Origin of the sequence: Photobacterium pectinilyticum (assembly GCF_024357955.1) — a bacterium.
GTDB classification, from domain to species: Bacteria; Pseudomonadota; Gammaproteobacteria; order Enterobacterales; family Vibrionaceae; genus Photobacterium; species Photobacterium pectinilyticum.
The window spans coordinates 66,552-83,504 of the sequence record NZ_JANEYT010000003.1; the positions used below are offsets into that span (position 1 = coordinate 66,552).

At 44.3% G+C, this 16,953-nt stretch carries 18 protein-coding genes; 12 read left to right on the top strand and 6 right to left on the bottom strand.

What is annotated here, in order from left to right:
• Nucleotides 1-129 precede the first annotated feature (129 nt).
• The 3 genes from NHN17_RS02230 to NHN17_RS02240 form a co-directional block, all read right to left on the bottom strand.
• The gene (locus NHN17_RS02230) at nt 130-1,425 is read right to left on the bottom strand and encodes a DEAD/DEAH box helicase (protein ID WP_255040485.1); all 1,296 of its coding nucleotides are present in this window, start codon (nt 1,423-1,425) and stop codon (nt 130-132) included.
• 224 nt (nt 1,426-1,649) lie between these two features.
• A complete protein-coding gene (locus NHN17_RS02235; protein WP_255040486.1) occupies nt 1,650-2,396 on the bottom strand; it encodes a DeoR/GlpR family DNA-binding transcription regulator in 747 nt (248 codons plus the stop codon).
• 32 nt (nt 2,397-2,428) lie between these two features.
• Nucleotides 2,429-3,133 (bottom strand): glycerophosphodiester phosphodiesterase family protein, encoded by a 705-nt coding sequence (locus NHN17_RS02240; protein ID WP_255040487.1) that lies wholly within the window; start codon nt 3,131-3,133, stop codon nt 2,429-2,431.
• A gap of 281 nt (nt 3,134-3,414) precedes the next feature.
• Here NHN17_RS02240 and NHN17_RS02245 point away from each other — a divergent pair, with 281 nt between their 5' ends.
• The 8 genes from NHN17_RS02245 to NHN17_RS02280 all read left to right on the top strand — a co-directional run bounded on the left by NHN17_RS02245 (nt 3,415) and on the right by NHN17_RS02280 (nt 10,934).
• On the top strand, nt 3,415-4,428 hold the full coding sequence (locus NHN17_RS02245) for a C4-dicarboxylate TRAP transporter substrate-binding protein (protein ID WP_255040488.1): 1,014 nt from the start codon (nt 3,415-3,417) through the stop codon (nt 4,426-4,428).
• 72 nt (nt 4,429-4,500) lie between these two features.
• Nucleotides 4,501-4,962, top strand: coding sequence for a TRAP transporter small permease (locus tag NHN17_RS02250; protein WP_255040489.1), 462 nt, complete (start codon nt 4,501-4,503; stop codon nt 4,960-4,962).
• A gap of 11 nt (nt 4,963-4,973) precedes the next feature.
• Nucleotides 4,974-6,257 (top strand): TRAP transporter large permease, encoded by a 1,284-nt coding sequence (locus NHN17_RS02255; protein ID WP_255040490.1) that lies wholly within the window; start codon nt 4,974-4,976, stop codon nt 6,255-6,257.
• A 21-nt stretch (nt 6,258-6,278) separates the two neighbouring features.
• On the top strand, nt 6,279-7,064 hold the full coding sequence (locus tag NHN17_RS02260; protein ID WP_255040491.1) for an HAD-IIB family hydrolase: 786 nt from the start codon (nt 6,279-6,281) through the stop codon (nt 7,062-7,064).
• 497 nt (nt 7,065-7,561) lie between these two features.
• A complete protein-coding gene (locus NHN17_RS02265; RefSeq protein WP_255040493.1) occupies nt 7,562-7,918 on the top strand; it encodes a YibL family ribosome-associated protein in 357 nt (118 codons plus the stop codon).
• Nucleotides 7,919-8,021: 103 nt separating this feature from the next.
• Nucleotides 8,022-8,600, top strand: coding sequence for a nucleoside triphosphate pyrophosphohydrolase family protein (locus tag NHN17_RS02270; RefSeq protein WP_255040494.1), 579 nt, complete (start codon nt 8,022-8,024; stop codon nt 8,598-8,600).
• A gap of 122 nt (nt 8,601-8,722) precedes the next feature.
• Nucleotides 8,723-10,090, top strand: a complete 1,368-nt coding sequence (locus NHN17_RS02275; protein WP_373689532.1) for an MATE family efflux transporter — start codon at nt 8,723-8,725, stop codon at nt 10,088-10,090.
• A 31-nt stretch (nt 10,091-10,121) separates the two neighbouring features.
• Nucleotides 10,122-10,934 carry an alpha/beta fold hydrolase gene (locus NHN17_RS02280; protein ID WP_255040496.1) on the top strand — a complete coding sequence of 271 codons (813 nt, stop codon included), beginning with the start codon at nt 10,122-10,124 and terminating at the stop codon, nt 10,932-10,934.
• Nucleotides 10,935-11,002: 68 nt separating this feature from the next.
• Here the strand turns inward: NHN17_RS02280 and NHN17_RS02285 are convergent, their stop codons facing one another.
• The 3 genes from NHN17_RS02285 to NHN17_RS02295 all read right to left on the bottom strand — a co-directional run bounded on the left by NHN17_RS02285 (nt 11,003) and on the right by NHN17_RS02295 (nt 13,264).
• Nucleotides 11,003-11,503, bottom strand: coding sequence for a hypothetical protein (locus NHN17_RS02285; RefSeq protein ID WP_255040498.1), 501 nt, complete (start codon nt 11,501-11,503; stop codon nt 11,003-11,005).
• A 90-nt stretch (nt 11,504-11,593) separates the two neighbouring features.
• Nucleotides 11,594-12,322 (bottom strand): nitroreductase family protein, encoded by a 729-nt coding sequence (locus tag NHN17_RS02290; protein ID WP_255040499.1) that lies wholly within the window; start codon nt 12,320-12,322, stop codon nt 11,594-11,596.
• A gap of 93 nt (nt 12,323-12,415) precedes the next feature.
• Complete coding sequence (locus NHN17_RS02295; RefSeq protein ID WP_255040500.1) at nt 12,416-13,264, bottom strand: lipase family protein; 849 nt, start codon at nt 13,262-13,264, stop codon at nt 12,416-12,418.
• A gap of 179 nt (nt 13,265-13,443) precedes the next feature.
• Here NHN17_RS02295 and NHN17_RS02300 point away from each other — a divergent pair, with 179 nt between their 5' ends.
• From NHN17_RS02300 to NHN17_RS02315, 4 genes are all read left to right on the top strand, one after another.
• Nucleotides 13,444-14,214 carry a hypothetical protein gene (locus NHN17_RS02300; protein WP_255040501.1) on the top strand — a complete coding sequence of 257 codons (771 nt, stop codon included), beginning with the start codon at nt 13,444-13,446 and terminating at the stop codon, nt 14,212-14,214.
• Between the two features lie 189 nt (nt 14,215-14,403).
• On the top strand, nt 14,404-14,889 hold the full coding sequence (locus tag NHN17_RS02305) for an acyl-CoA thioesterase (protein WP_255040502.1): 486 nt from the start codon (nt 14,404-14,406) through the stop codon (nt 14,887-14,889).
• A gap of 110 nt (nt 14,890-14,999) precedes the next feature.
• Complete coding sequence (locus NHN17_RS02310; RefSeq protein WP_255040504.1) at nt 15,000-15,644, top strand: SDR family oxidoreductase; 645 nt, start codon at nt 15,000-15,002, stop codon at nt 15,642-15,644.
• A gap of 139 nt (nt 15,645-15,783) precedes the next feature.
• Nucleotides 15,784-16,920 carry an acyl-CoA desaturase gene (locus tag NHN17_RS02315; RefSeq protein WP_255040505.1) on the top strand — a complete coding sequence of 379 codons (1,137 nt, stop codon included), beginning with the start codon at nt 15,784-15,786 and terminating at the stop codon, nt 16,918-16,920.
• Nucleotides 16,921-16,953: the final 33 nt, after the last annotated feature.

The following is a 16,953-nucleotide window of genomic DNA, read 5'->3' on the forward strand; positions in this document are numbered from 1 at the left end:
GATCAAATATTTATGTAGGTTGGTATAATAGCGATAAAAATTGATGGTCTTGATCGATAAAAAAAGACCGAACAAAAAAGGGTTAGCTGATCGCTAACCCTTTTGTTATTCGAGCCTAATAAAGCCGAATTATTTTTTCAGTTTTGTCACTTTAGATTTGTTCAATACCGCACGGCGCAAACGAGCGCGACGCTCTGCATCTGACTGATCAGCCGCTGGGTTATTAGTACGGCCTTGGCGGTCACGGTATGCCGCTTTATTGTGGATTTTGTTCAATAGCGCATCACGGCTCTTTGGCTCGTAACCTGTAAGCTGGACACGGTGAATACGTTGCTTAATCAGGTTTTCTACCTGCTGAAGTGTCAATTCCTCATCGCGGCTAACGAAAGAAACAGCATGACCTTGAAGACCAGCACGGCCAGTACGGCCAATACGGTGAACATAGTCTTCAGCAAGGAAAGGCATATCGAAGTTCACGACGTGCGGTAGGCCTTGGATATCCAGGCCACGTGCAGCGACTTCGGTCGCAACCATTACACGCGCTTTGCCTTCTTTAAACTCATCAAGGGCACGACGACGAGCACTTTGTGCTTTGTCACCATGGCATAGTACGGCTTTGATACCATCGAGTTTAAGCTCTTTTACGAGTTCGTTAGCGGTTTCTTTGTAGTTAACGAATACCAGCACTTGCTTCCAGTTCTTCTTGCCAATCAGTTCTGATAGCAATTCACGCTTACGTTCTTGGTCGACTGGATATACCACGTGAGCAACAGTATCGGCTGTTGCATTTTCTGGGCTAACAGAAATACGTTTTGGTTTGCGTGTGATCTCGCCTGCCAGTTTGTTCATCTGAGCAGAGAAAGTCGCAGAGAACAGCATGGTTTGTGGCTGGTTGCGGATATCGCCCATGATACGGCGGATATCAGTGATGAAGCCCATATCCAACATACGGTCAGCTTCATCGAATACTAAGAATTCAAGGTTTGCTAGCGTCACATTGTTAAGCTCCATGTGTTCTAGCAAACGGCCTGGGGTTGCAACCAGAATATCGACACCGGGTTCAAGCTTCTTCTCTTGAGAAGACATCTTGGTACCGCCATATACAGCAGCAACCGAGATATCGGTGTATTTGGTGTAGTCTTCGATGTTTTTAGCGATCTGAGCAACTAGCTCACGAGTCGGTGCCAAAATCAGTGCACGCGCATTGAAGCGGCTGCGAGATTTAGGTTTATCCAAGATCTGCTGAATAATTGGTAGAGAAAAAGCGGCTGTTTTACCGGTACCTGTTTGGGCATTGGCAAGAATATCGGATCCGCGACGAGCGTGTGGGATCGCTTGTTGCTGGATTGGGGTTAATTTCTCATAGCCGCACTCGGTAAGTGCGCGGACAATATCCTGAGAAAAGTTTTGTGATGCAAATGACATTCTTCTTTCCTAAAGCAGACGGCTGAGCCTGACAAAAATATGGTCGCTGATTATAGAGCAATAATAGTCAGAAGTGGGGACTAATTTGGAATTAATGGTGCTAAATTGGGCATTTGGTGTCAGTTAAGCTGACTTGACGCGAAGGTATAAAGGGCTGCTGGACAACTTTGCAGCCCCAATAGCAAAACGATCACGATGTGATGGCGGGGGCTTGTTACTCGTTTTTACGGGTTGTCGTTAGTTAGGTACACCGGGAATTCAGTAGGTAACTGAGTATTATTGGTAAATATTTTATCAAACTGCTTCATCGGGGCAACTTTCATGGCAGCAAATTGCCCCCATTTACTGGCATCGGCAACTAACCACTGTTGGCGGCTGTTCCTGATAATAGCTTTAGAGATATCAGCCTCGATATTTTCATGTTCCATCACATGGTGACTATCGGTGACACCAGCACAACCACAGATACCGATATCAGCCTCGAAGCTATTAAAAAAATCGACTGCACTGCTACCCATGATATCTTGGTGCTCGCGCCGGAATTGGCCGCCAGCAAGATAGATTTCAATACTTTCGTTGGCTTCGAGAATTTGAGCAACCTGCAAATTATTGGTAATAACCCGTAGTGATGCCTTCGAGAGTAGATGTTGGGCGAGATGGGCGAGTGTCGTTCCAATACCTATCATCACGGTTGCCCCATCCGGTATACAAGCGGCAATATTGGCCGTTAGATCGCCTTTAGTTTTTGATTCTACTTCAGAGCGGTAGCGGTAACTGGTATTGGTCATTGTCGCAGGCAAGCTAACACCACCATGGACTCGGCGTGCTAATCCTTGTTCGCAAAGATGATTAACATCCCGGCGGATAGTTTGCGTGGTGACAGCAAACTTGTCGGCAAGGTGGTCAATTTGTACTTCACTCTCAGCCCTGATGGTGGCGAGGATCTGTTGCTGGCGGTGGTTTAGTTCCATTGTCTTTCCTGCACTTTACGTCCTGATGCGATTTAAAACTTATCCGGAGCATCGGTGATGATGCTATCAACGCCCATATCAAAGAAAGATTGTGCCTTCTTTTCATTGTTCAGGGTCCAGATTTTTAACACATATCCTGCATCTTTAATGTCTTTAGCAATGGTCGGCGTCAAAATATGGTGATCGATATGCACGCTGTACGGCTGACTAGCGGCGATAGACGTTAAGCTATAGCCATTCCATACCTCACAGATAAACCCACGACGAACTTCCGGCATTTTTTGCTGGCAAAGTTCTAAAGCACGTTTTTGGAAGCTGGAAAAAAGCAGCTTATTAATGGGGAATTTTGTTTTCTTCACCAAATCAATGACGGCATTAACCAGTGGCTCGATTTGTTCAGCATGGTGGATTTTAAGTTCAAGGTTGAGCGTTAAATCCAGTGCCAGACAAGTGTCAAATGCCTCGGCAAGGGTAGGGATGTGTTCACCTGTAAAGTCTGGGTTAAACCAACTACCGGCATCAAGTGTTTTTAGCTCAGCAAGGTTCAAGTCAGCAATTTTTCCCTTGCCATTGGTGCAGCGGTTGACCGTTTCATCATGAATCACAACAGGAATGCCATCAGCACTTAACTGGGTGTCGATTTCAACCCAGCTTACACCGGCTTCAGCGGCTTTTTTAATACTAATAAGGGTATTTTCTGGGGCAAGGGCGGCTGCGCCGCGGTGACCAGTGATCATAATATTCCTACGATAACTTTGAATGTTCATTTGAAAATTCACATAACAGTATGTGGCTTATGTTACCGCACTATGACACTGCTAGTGAGTCGTTATCTTTACTAGTAATTTAATAATACATCTAAATTATAGGATTATAGGATTATAGTTAATGATGAAGCTTTTCATATGAATGCCAAAATAACGATAATTGATGTTCATATGAATGTAATATTTTCATTTCATACTCCCTGCCGTAAATCGTTTTTCATCCGAATAATACATATTGAAGGCTAAAGGATATGAAAAAGCTACTAGGAACTGTTTTGACTGCCACTGCATTATTGGTTGGTTGTGGTGAAGCTGATAATCAAACTGCAGATACAGCGGCTCCGATTGATCTAAACATGAGCTTAGTGTTCACACAGAACGAGTTGCTAACGCAAGAGTTGATCAAAGCGACAGATGTGATCCGTGATCGTACCGATGGTTCGGTGAATATTAAAGTTTTCCCTGGTGGTCAGCTTCCTGTTTACAAAGATAACCTTGAGCAGGTTGTTAATGGTGCTAACTGGATTGCCGTTGAAGATCTTAGCTACCTAGGTGATTACGTTCCTGATTTTGCAGCACTGGCTGGCCCTATGCTGTACAACACTTACGATGAATACCTTGCGATGATGAAAACTGACTATGTTGGTGGCTTGGAAGCACAAGCTGAAGCAAAAGGTATTAAGGTACTGAATGCTGATTACATGTTCGGCTTCCGTCATATGATCAGTAACAAAGAGATTGTTAACTCTGAAGATATGAAAGGTATGCGTATTCGTGTACCGCAAAGCCAGTTGTTCATCAGTACGCTTCAAGCTATGGGTGCTGCGCCTGCAGCGCTACCATTCCCGGAAACTTATGCCGGTGTTCAACAGGGTGTGGTTGATGGTCTTGAAGGCTCAATCCTAACTATGTACTCCACTAAGGTTTATGAAGTCGCTAAAAACATGTCTCTGACTAAGCACTTCTTGGGTACCGTGGGCATTTATATCTCGCCATCAGTTTGGGACAAGTTCACACCAGAGCAGCAGCAAATCATCATGGAAGAGTTGGAGGCGGGGGCTGAATCTAACACTGCCGAGCTTATCAAGTTGGATCAAGAGTACACCGAAAAACTTGAAGAGTTGGGTGTGACGTTCAATGAAGTGGATTCAGAAGAGTTCAACAAGCTAACGGCTGATGTATACAACCAGTTCCCGACATGGAGTGAAGGTGTTCATGCAACCATCATGAACGAACTGGCGACTATCCGAGCAAATCAAGACTAAGTAGTAGCGCTAAAAAGAATCGCCGGTGAAGTAGGGAGCACCGGTGATTCCTTATTTGCTTTGGAGAAAAATGTGTTTTTGATACGTAACTTAGAAGAAATCCTCGCCTCAATTGCAATTAGCATCACTGTACTTGTTGTTATCGTGAATGTGGTATTGCGTTATGGCTTCGGCTTTGTGGTGCCGTGGAGCGAAGAGTTATCGGTAGTGTGCTTTATTTGGGCAGTGTATTTGGGTATTAGCTCTTGCTATAAACACAAGCTCCACATGGGGGTGGATGTTGTTGTCGCCCTGTTGCCACGTCAGGCAAAACGTCCTTTTCAGCTAGTGGTACATGTGTTTTTACTCGCTCTTAATATTCTGATGGCAGTGCTGAGCTACCAGTACACAATGCTGTCAAATAAAGTTACCCCGGTGATGGGAATGTCTTATTTCACTATTAATGGTGTGCTGTTTATCAGCTTTGCTCTGATGGCACTGCACACGGTGAAATTCATTATCGCAGATATAAACACGCTTAAACGTGGTAAGTAATAGGTCATTTTGTGGAAAGCTATCTACCTATCGGTATTCTCTTTGTTCTGTTTTTATTGAACATCCCCATTGCCTTCTCGTTGATTGCATCAGCGATGGTGTATTTTTTATTCCTTAATAATTCTATTCCCGTTACCTTAGTCATGCAGCGCTTCATCAGTTCCGCTGAATCATTTCCGCTATTGGCGATCCCCTTCTTTATTATGGTGGGTTCGGTGATGAATTACGCCGGGATCAGCCGGAGCTTGCTATCTTTTGCAGATGCGATGATAGGGCATAAAACCGGTGGTTTGGCGCAAGTCAACGTCGCATTGAGTACCTTAATGGGGGGGATATCTGGCTCAGCCAATGCCGACGCGGCGATGCAATCGAAAATTCTGGCGCCAGAGATGACCAAGCGTGGTTATGATTTGCCATTTACAGCAGCGGTCACCGCAGCTTCTTCCAGTATCAGTCCGGTTATCCCGCCAGGTATAAACCTGATTATTTTTGCTTTGTTGGCAAATGTCTCAGTACACCAGATGTTTATCGCGGGTTATGTCCCTGCGTTCTTGATGGCTGTCTCCTTGATGGTGACGATTGCCTTTATCGCCAGAAAGCGAAACTATAAGCCATCACGCCGTGAGGCAGCACCGGCCAAGGAGCGTTGGCAGTACTTTTTTAAAGCGATCCCTGCGCTGTTGATCCCATTTGGCATCATCCTAGGTATGCGCTTTGGTCTCTTTACTCCAACGGAGGCCGGTGCCATTGCCGTATTGTTATGCTCTATTATCGGTATCTTCGTATATCGTCAGCTAGAATTTCGTCACTTCCCAATGATATTGCGCGAGACGGTACAAGGCACCAGTAGCGTGATGTTTATCATCATCGGTGCAATGGTCTTCGGCTATTACATGACGCTGGAGCAAATTCCACACAATGTTGCATCAGGCCTGATTGAGTTAACGGATAATAAATATGTCTTGTTGCTTCTAATCAATGTATTGCTACTTGTTGTCGGTATGTTCATCGAAGGTGGTGCAGCAATGATCATCCTGACGCCTTTGCTACTTCCAGCGGTGTTGAACTTGGGGGTTAACCCTGTACATTTCGGTATCATAATTATCGTTAACATCATGATTGGTGGGGTAACGCCGCCATTTGGTTCCATGATGTTTACGGTGTGTTCCATCTTAAAAGTGAAGATGGTGGACTTTGTCAGGGAAGTGCTGCCACTGCTATTGGCGTTGTTCACTGTGCTAATGCTGCTGACATTTTCAGAAAGTTTGGTGATGTTCTTGCCGAATATGTTGTAACAAGAAAGTCTTGAGGTTTATATGAATTCGGATGTGATGAGCTTATCACCAGAGTGGAGCAAGATTGAGTGGGTTTTGACAGATGTCGACGATACCCTGACCTGGCAAGGGCAACTGCCGCCAGAGACATTAATTGCTTTGCAGCAATTGCGTGATGCCGGCAAGAAGGTCGTTGCTGTGACGGGTGCATGCGCGGGTTGGGGCGATCATATTGCACAACTATGGCCGGTAGATGCCGTATTGGCTGAAAACGGTGCGGTAATCATGGAAAAGAAAGACGGTTACCTGACGTTACGCTCAGAAGCGCCAATCAATGAAATCAGAAGTGCTCAGCAGCGCCTTAAAGCTGAGGTTGAAGCTATTCTTGTTGATTACTCTGACTTGAAACTGACCTTGGATCAGGCTTACCGTGTTTGTGAGGTAGCAATTGATATAGGCCAAAATTGCCCTAAGGCAGATAGCCAGATAGTCAGTGAAATTGTGGGCCGTATTCATGCCCTAGGCGCTAATGCAACAGCAAGCTCGATTCATATCAATGCGTGGTATGGGGAGCACTCAAAAAAAGCAACCGCGACAGCATTTCTTAAAGAAAAGGGCCTGACTGAGCAGCAGATAAAACAAACTGCGTGCTATGTGGGGGACTCAATGAACGATCAATATATGTTTGAGTTATTGCCAATGAGTGTTGGGGTCGCGAATATCAAGCATTATTGGGATCAATTACAGTTCAAACCCCAGGTCGTTATGTCTAAACCTGGCGGGTTTGGGTTCGCAGAATTTACTGGCCAACTGCTGGCACTTAAGTAAACGCATATAAGCAGGCCGAAAGGCCTGTTTTTCTTCAACTATATTAACTTTATTGGTGTTTCACCAATAGTAATAAACCCCTTCCGCTTACAAATTGGGCAGTAGAACTTATATTTGCTTTTGTGAGTGATATGACGCTCGATAAAACTTCGCTTCACTCTTCGGCTATGTTGATTTGTTCCGCAGTGTATACACATATCCTTATGTTTACCTCTTGATGACTGTTTATTGCCTCGGTGTTCAATTTATTGTCGTTTGATGTCGCTATGAGAGCAAAAACAAGCTAGTGGTGCAATGCAAGGTGTATCATACTTGTGACAGGTTGAGTAAGTTATCAATATCAGGTGCAGCGAACTTCTCATCAATCACGACAAATCAACGACATTTTTTTATGAGAACCTTCGACCAAAGTGTGACGGTTGTTATATAATTGTCGGTCAAGCAATTTATCTCGGCATCAGGTTACGGGATATTGTGAAGTAAAATAAGGTAACTACATGAATTTAAATCAAGAGCTTCAGAGTCTAAATAACCGTTTAGATAAACTTCGCCGTAAGTTGGCTGGAGCAGAAGAGCGTGGTGATCAGGCGATTGCAGGTCAGGCTACACAAGAAATCGAGACCATTACCAAAAAGATTAATAAAGTTAAGGGCCGCTCTAAGCACGAACTTAACAAAAAAGGCTCGGATGTGAAGTCACTGGCTTTCAATCGTCCACTAACAAAAGCTGAGCAGGCCGATATGGGCAAACTGAAAAAATCAGTTAAGGGTTTAGTTGTTGTTCACCCAATGACAGCACTTGGCCGTGAAATGGGCATTAGCGTTGTTACTGGTTTTGCGCCAAAAGCTTTTTAAATAAAAGCCTATTTTGAACAATCAGTCGTGCCCAACGGCTGATTCGTTACTTTCTGGGGAATGACTAATTCCTCAGTGTTGATTTGACTTAAAGGAAAGTTGCATGAAGCTGTCTGTTTTGGATCAAGCACTGTTCGATCACCTTTACCGTGATATCCGCGAATTTCGTAATACTTTTGACTTGGATATCGAGTCGCCTTCCAGTTTGAACGAACAGGCTGATGCATTACACACATCATTGGCGGTCGAAGAGTTAACAGAATTGGCGGAGGCTGATTCACTGGTTGAGCAAGCTGATGCGATTGTGGATTCGGTATATGTCCTAATGGGGCGTCTGGTTCACCTCGGTGATGAGAAAGTAGAGTCTAATATCGGTATCAGCTACCTTATCGACCTCCTACTTCAGATCGCGACGCGTTTAGGCTTTGACTTTGTATCTTGCTGGGATGAAGTACATTCAAGCAACATGAGCAAGGTTTGCCGCAACGAAAAAGAATTTGAAGAAACAAAAGCTTTCTACGCCGAGCAAGGTGTCGAGATCACCGGTAGCCAGAAGGGCGAGTTTATTATTGCCAAGTGTGCGAAAGATGTAGATCTCGGTGGAAAGCTTGTTCGTCAAGGCAAAGTTCTGAAGTCGGTATACTACCGCCCAGCTGATTTAGTTAAGTTGGTGACAGCGTAACTCAAGTTTGTTGTATTTATAGCTCGGTAAGATGAGAACAAAGTATTCTCTCTACCGAGTTTTTTTGTATATAGCCTGCAGTAATTAAGAAAAAGGCGCTCAACCCTATGCCTTCTAAACCCATGTCCTCAAAATCTATGCCCCCCAAACCTCAGCCGCATTCTTCTGGTATATCGCTTGGCCGCCAGCTGTTCGATATGACTTGGCCGATGCTGTTTGGTGTACTTTCCCTGATGAGTTTCCAGCTGGTAGATAGTGCTTTTATCGGTCAACTTGGTGTATTGCCCTTGGCTGCGCAAGGTTTCACGCTTCCTATGCAAATGGTGATCATTGGTCTTCAAGTTGGGCTAGGCATTGCGACAACGTCACTTATTTCACGTGTCTTGGGGAGTGGAGATTACCAACGAGCCAAGCAACTTGGTGGGCTGGTGGTTATCACCGGCGCGATCAGTGTGCTGTTAATCTGTCTCCTTATCTGGTTTTCTCGACATGGTATTTTGCAATTACTCAGTGCTCCTGCAGACGTCTATCCCGTTATAGATAGCTACTGGCCGGCATGGTTGGCAAGTTCTTGGTGTGGGGCGATGTTGTACTTTGCCTATAGCTTATGTCGTGCCAATGGCAATACAATGCTACCCGGTATCATGATGGTCGTGACCAGTTTGCTTAACATGGTGCTAGACCCACTGTTTATTTTCACTTTCGATATGGGGTTAGTGGGGGCCGCTTGGGCAACGGTTGTTGCTTTCAGTGTCGGAATGATTGCCGTGTTTCCCAAAGTGATACAGCGACATTGGTTGAGCTTCGACTGGAAAGGCTTGGATATTCTGGCTTCAGTCAATGAGCTTGTAAACATCATGGCCCCAGCTATGCTCAGTCAGTTGCTGCCACCTTTGTCATCGATGCTAGCAACTAAGTTGGTTGCGGGTTTCGGCGCTGCTACCGTTGCAGCATGGGCACTGGGCTCTAGACTAGAGTTCTTTTCGATTGTGATTATATTAGCTCTGACCATGTCGATGCCACCGATGGTCGGTCGTTGGCTAGGGAAGGGCGAAATCGGCAAGATTAAGTCTTTGGTTTCACTTTCCGTGAAGTTTGTATTGGTGTGGCAGTTCGCGATCGCGGTTATCTTGTATATGGTTTTATCGCCTTTGACGTCATTACTGACGAGTGAATCAGCGGTCGGCGATATTTTGTCACTTCATTTAACCTGGGTACCATTAAGCCTTGGCCCGCTTGGTATCTGTATGTTGATGGTGTCTATTTGTAATGCGCTTACCATGCCAATGCGAGCACTGGTTATTTCAGCTCTGCGCCTGTTTGTCTGTTTTTTACCGCTGCTTTGGCTTGGAGCACAATACGGTGGTATTCAAGGACTCTTTATTGGCGCCATGATTGGCAATGTGTTGGCTGGCATTACTGCTTGGAATTGTTATCAGCGAGGTATGCGAGCGGTTGAAGCGAAATTTGCTAGCACAGCCTCGTATTAACCTAATAAAACAAGAAGATGGATTAGATTGCATGAAAACTTTTACTCTTAATGACCAGACGATGCATTATCAGGATATTGGCTCAGGCCCCGTTCTCGTTTTTGGTCATAGTTATTTGTGGGACAGCACTATGTGGGCGCCACAAGTGGAAGTATTAAGCCAGTCATACCGTTGTATTGTCCCAGACTTTTGGGGACATGGTCGTTCTTCATCAGCACCAGAAGCAACACGTAGTTTGAAAGATTATGCCAATGATGTACTTTGCCTTCTCGACCATCTGGAGATCGATAACGTGTCGCTTATCGGTTTATCATCAGGTGGTATGTGGGCAACAGAGCTAGTGATCAATGCGCCGGCCCGGGTTAAGTGCCTTGTTCTGATGGATACCTTTGTTGGTTTGGAGCCCGAGGTTGTCCACACTAAGTATTTTGCGCATTTGGCAGAGGTTGAAGCACAATCGGCGTTACCAATTGAAACCGTTGAATTCTTTGAAGAACGCCAGTTTGCGGTATTAGAGAAAGACAACCCTGTTCGTGTCCACTTCCGCGAGCAATTGCTGGCGGCCGATAAAGAGCAAGCATTGGCGTTGGTTAAAGCGGGTCGAATGGTGTTTGGTCGGCGGGATATGTTTGGAGACGCTGAAATGTTTGCGCTACCAACTCTGATTATGGTTGGTGCTCAAGATAAAATGAGGCCGGTTCTCGAGTCTCAATTAATGCATGATGGCATAACAGGCAGTGAGTTTGTATTGATCCCTAATGCTGGCCATATCAGTAATCTTGAGCAAGCCGACTTCGTGACCGATAGGCTGTCAGCATTTCTCGCCAAACACTTGACTAAATAAACCTATTGGATAGATACAAAAGAGCCAGTCACAGAATGACTGGCTCTTTTTAATTGGATTGTTTTCATTTAACCAAGCTGCTCACTATAAAGAGGCTGGTTTATTGCTTTGGTTGCTAGTGATTGTTGCATTTCAGCAACCAACTGCTGCTGATTCGGTAGCGGTATTGCGGCAATATCGCAGATCAGAGAGCCGTGTTCATTATCATTAAAGACCATACCACAGGCCGCAGGTTTGCCTTTGAAGAACCCGACATATAGTTGTGCCGGTGAATTATCTTCAAACATGATTTGAGTGAGATATTCAATGACGGCTTCTTTGTCGGTGTTATTTTGCCAGCGATTGGCAAGGACAAGTGCGTATCGGATAGTGAGTGGATGACAATCCACAGGGTAGATGGACAGCGAGTCAGAGCTGGAGGAGTCGCAAGCTTGGTAAGGACCAAACTCTACAGTTGCTTGGGTATCCTGATATAAGGCAAGACCTTTTTCACTGAGAGGGGTTGGAAACTCCGCATCGGTGATATGGCTTGCCATCCACCGGCTTTTTCGTTCGATGAGCTGTTTCATCTAGACTACTGACCGTATATTTTACTTTGATTGCCAACACCATACCGCAAAAGAAACCTTGAGGGTATGGCTTGCGACTTATTTGCTTAATTAATGACTGATTATAACCTCATCATTAGCAACGCGGTGTCTTTCGCTATAAATACCATCATCCGAGCGTTTGCCGCAGCTGATAATCATAGTGATTTCAGCATCTTTATGTAATCCGAGCAGTGTCTTAGCCCGCTTGGAGTCGAATCCCTCCATGGGGCAGGTATCATAGCCCTCTGCACGCATTGCAGTCATGAAGGTCATTGCGGCCAGTGAGCTGCTTTTGTGTAAACAAACGCGCAAGTCAGCTTTACTGACTTCTCTTACCATTGGCTTTTTCATGCCGAGCAAAGCACTGACGATTTTTCGGCCCAGTCCAAAGATCCCAAAGCGATCATTGTGATAGACAAACGGGATCAGTTTTTCGTAATACTTTACTGCACGTTTTGCTGTCGCATCTTCGCGCCCTTCGAAAGCCCCTCGAATTGTGGCAGCATTCATTTCTGCTCGGCCTTTCCATTTATGTGGCGTAACGACAAAGGCAACCAATTCATTTGCAGTTTTAGCCGCATTTTGGCCCATACAGTATTGAGCGAGTTGGTCTCGTTTCTCTGCGCTGATAACGCGGTGGAATTCCCATAACTGCATATTTGAGCTATTGGGTGACAGTGTCGCTAATTGTAGTGAGCGCGAAACAGCTTGGTGCTCAAAAGAGGCTGATTGGTCATATTTTCGAACTGAACGACGGGAATGGATAAGATCGGTAAAGACAATAGTAGATTCAGACATGTTAGGGGCAGTGGCCTTTAGACATTAAAGTTGAAAACCTAGGATAACTATACCTGTTTTAGTGGAACGCCTATATAGACCACAGAGAATGTTTCAGTGTTTATCAAAGAAATCTTTGTTTCTAATGTATTTATTCATGTAGTGATAGGTAATGGGCCTGAGAACCCAACTGATAATAGAGCGATATAATCGCGATAACGTCGGAGTATCTTCGTAAATCTTACCATTATGCAACCAGAGGACTTTTCCGACATGCCAGAACATAAAAGGGATCGGTGGTAGAAAGGTCACAATATCCAGGTCGCAGCAAATTCGGTACGTCCGTTTAGCCAAAGGGTATTGTTGCTTGAAATTCCAGAAGCCTGCCGCGGGTTGACCAAACGTGACAATCCGTTTAACAGCGGCGGGTTGGGTTTGGTATAGGCGATGAGCAACCAATATGGCCATCGCACCTCCCGAGGAGTGACCTGTAAGGGTTATTCGTTTACCTTGTGCTATCAAAGGAAGCAGAACTGACTCGATCTGTTGATATAGCGTCAATGCTGTTTGTTTAACATTCTTCTCACTCGCCTGCATGAATTCAGTATTCATCGCCTCACTTAAGTGTGGGTTAGGTCTGATGGTATTGGTTTTACTGCTTTGCTCAAGCAGTGAATAATAGCCCCAGTGAACATGACAGAACTGATCGCCAGACTGAATCTTCTTGGGAAAGAAGGCCAGGTTAATGAGCCAATCCGAGAGACTTTGTGATCCCTTAAACACGACAACGACTTCATTTCTCTCCCCCCATAATATACGAATGATGGATCTGCCCCAGCGATCAGTGATTTCATGGCGACCATTTTTATCAAATCCATATAAGGTGTGATTGAAGGTTGGGGGGTAAGCAAGGTTACAAAGAATGGCGTAGCGCTCGTATTGGTATCGCTTCAGAGGTTTCATTCAATGCTGATCCTTACCTACTAGATAACTAAAATGTATAGCTTAAGTATGTGACATTTCGAATAATAAATGCGGTTTGATGATGATCACGATGTGAAATAAAAACTGTCATGCATGCCTAGTAGGATGAATAAATCATTGCGTGTAGATCAAATTTTATGAAATGTATTGCCTAATGTTTGTTCAACGTACGCTCAATTTGCTATAAGAATAGATGGCTGGTTTTTCATACTTTTTTAACTATTAAATGTAGATACATGGCAGGTAACAACATGATGGAATATGGCTTAAATACGCACCCTTTGATTAAACTCACCGAGGCGACTCAGTCTGAATCTCTTGTTAAGCATTTTCAAAGCATGATGCTGGCTGGAAAGGCCATTGAGGCTATGACGGTGGATAGTACTAAGCAGATGTTAGAGCATAGCTATCAGCAGAGTCTTAAATTAATCGAAGAAATGGATAAGCAGCTTGTTTACCAGCAAGATCAACAGCAGTCGCTGTGCTTTCCTTTTGATCTTATGGATCAAATAACAAGAAATATGGCTGATCAATGGAGTGCATTGGCTGGCTTGCCAACAAGTTCAGCAGATAAGCTTGCACAAGCACTAGAAGAGGCGAAAGCCACAGAGAGCGAGCTATCTGGCATAGTGGCAGAGAAAGAAAGTCAGCTGAATGAATTGAACCAAACAGTTGTTGCTCATCAGGCTGAGGTCACTAAAGCGAATAGGGCAAAACAAACAGCGCAGCGTAATGCACGAAAAGTGAAAGCAGATTTAGAGGCTGCTAGCGAAACCAGTAAACAACTTGAGGAGCAGGTTACTCAACTTGAATCTGAAAAGGCTGAAACAGCTAAGGAAAATCAGGCATTAACTCAGCAAAATTCAGATCTTAAACAACAGATAGCTCAGTTACAGTCTCAATTAGCCACGGTAGGGCAAGATTCGTAACGCGATATTCACCACTTTTTTGCATATCGTTAGAAAGCGCCTGATGGCGCTTTTTTCATTATTCCTTTATTAGAATGGATTACGGTTGTGTGAGTTACGCAATGCGTGAACTAGCAATAGGATTGTTGTTGTTTTTCTGTTAATAATGATTTACATGAAATACAGCCAATGCCTTTAGCAGGAGTCGATATGAGTAACAGGCAGCGTGAAGTAACACTGAGGTTCTTGGCTGAGCCGGGTGACGTAAACTTTGGTGGTAAGGTGCACGGCGGAGCCGTGATGAAGTGGATCGACTTGGCGGCGTATGCATGTTCGGCAGGTTGGAGCGGTATGTATTGTATAACGGCCTATGCTGGTGGTATTCGCTTTGTTAAACCTATCCATGTTGGCAATTTGGTCGAGGTAACCGCCAAGGTTATTTATACCGGTCGCTCATCAATGCATATTGCGATTGACGTGCAAGCCAGTGATCCGAAGGAATTGAAAAACCAACTGACCACACACTGTATCGTGATTATGGTTGCGGTGGACGAAAATGGTCAGTCTGCAGAGGTACCAGAGTGGTTACCAGAAACGGAAGAAGATATAGCTCTCAGGGAATCAGCTATTCGCCTAATGAATATGCGTAAAGAGATTGGCGAAGAGATGGAAGCGCACGTAACGTATATAAAGTGATCGGAAAACCAAGGTTTTCTTGGGGTAGATCAACTAAATGAAATGAATATCACAAATAGCGATAATGATAGTTATAATCATTATCGTTATTTTTTTGAGGTGAGAAAAGAATGAAACCTGTTGTTTTGTTTGGAGCTAGTCGTGGATTAGGATTTGCTGTTGCTCGTCATTTCCGTGAAAGGGATATTGATGTCTATGCGATGGTCCGTAAACCTGAGAGTGCAGCCGCATTGGAAGAGCTTGGTGTTAAAGTGACACTTGGTGATGCGCTAGAACAGAACAGTATCAAGTCATTCCTTGAGGATGTACCAAAAGACGTTGTAGCTGTTTCAACCATGGGTAGTTTCCAAGCCGATAACCCTGTTGATTACATCGGTCATCGAATGGTAATCAATGAACTTGAACAGCGAAGTATACGTCGTTTTGTCATGGTAACATCGCTTGGATGTGGTGATTCATGGGCGTATTTATCCGACAAAGCAAAAGCGGTATTTGGTCAAGCTGTTAGGGAAAAAAGTCTCGCGGAGTCATGGTTAGCAACCAGTCCGTTGGATTACACCATTCTTCGCCCTGGGGGCCTCCAAGACGGTGAAGCTACTGAGCAAGGGGTATTATCGAGCCAAGGGGAAGTGCATGGTTTGATTACACGAAGCGAAGTTGCAAGATTAATCCAAACGTTACTTTTGGACGACACTTCCATTGGTAAGATCTATGCGTGTGTCGATCCTGTCTTTACACGTAACTTCAACAATTAAACACCACTGGTTCTATTTATTTCTACAAGCCATCAGCCATGATGGCTTTTTTTATTGCTAATATTTAATTAATTGACGCAAAAGTGTATGAACGTTATTCTAGCTTACAGTTGTACGCTCAATGGATAGGATCAAAAGGATGACCTCGACCAAACCTGCCGTATTGTGGCTAAACGTTACGATATTTGCCCTTACTTTTCTTGTTGCTGTGATTGCGACACCTTTATATGCCTATTTTGTTGGCTTTGATGGTGCACAATGGCTAATGCTGCTTATTGCTTTTTCGTTCTGTGGCATGTCGATAACTGCCGGTTACCATCGGCTTTGGTCGCATAAAACGTATGAAGCGAATACTGTCGTTAGGTGTATATTTGCCATAGGTGGTGCATTTGCCCTACAGAATAGTATTTTGCATTGGTCATCTGACCATCGCATACATCATCGTTATGTCGACAACAATGACAAGGACCCTTATTCCGCCAAGATGGGCTTCTTCTATAGTCATATCGGCTGGATGCTGAGAGAGTATCAAGCGAGCCGTTATAACGATTATTCGAACTGCCGTGATTTGCAAAAAGATAAGATCGTCATGTGGCAACATAAATACTATGTACTGCTAGCCGTTTTGACTAACTTCGGCATTCCATTTTTATTCGGTTTGATTCACGGTGACGTTTGGGGAGCGCTTTTGTTGGTCGGTGTTGTCAGGCTTGTACTGAGTCACCATACAACATTTTTCATTAATTCATTGGCCCACATCTGGGGCTCTCAACCTTACACTGAAAAGAATACCGCCCGTGACAATGGTTTGTTGGCCTTCCTAACTTTCGGTGAGGGTTACCATAACTTTCACCATATATTTGAAAATGATTACCGTAATGGCATTCGCTGGTGGCAATTTGATCCTACCAAGTGGTTAATCAAATCTCTGTCATGGATTGGGGCAACCAGAAATTTACGTACCAGTCCTGAAGATCGTATTGAGAAGGCTAAGGTCAGAATGCTGCACAAGCGAGTGCAGAAAAAGTTGATGGATAATCGAGCAACTAACCACAGCACGCAACTTAAACTGGCAAGGCTTGATGAAGAATACGAACTGCTAGTGCAAAAGATTGCTGACTATTACGATGCTAAAAAGCGGCTGTTGGAACTAAAAAAGAAGAAGTTACTCAAGCATTATGAGAGCTTTGAATTCTTGCAGCAATATAACGAAATGAAACGACGACTCGAAGAACAGCAGCGCTCATGGCAGCAGCTTACGGCACAATATGTTTGATTAGGTATACTATACATTGATAACCAAAGGCGG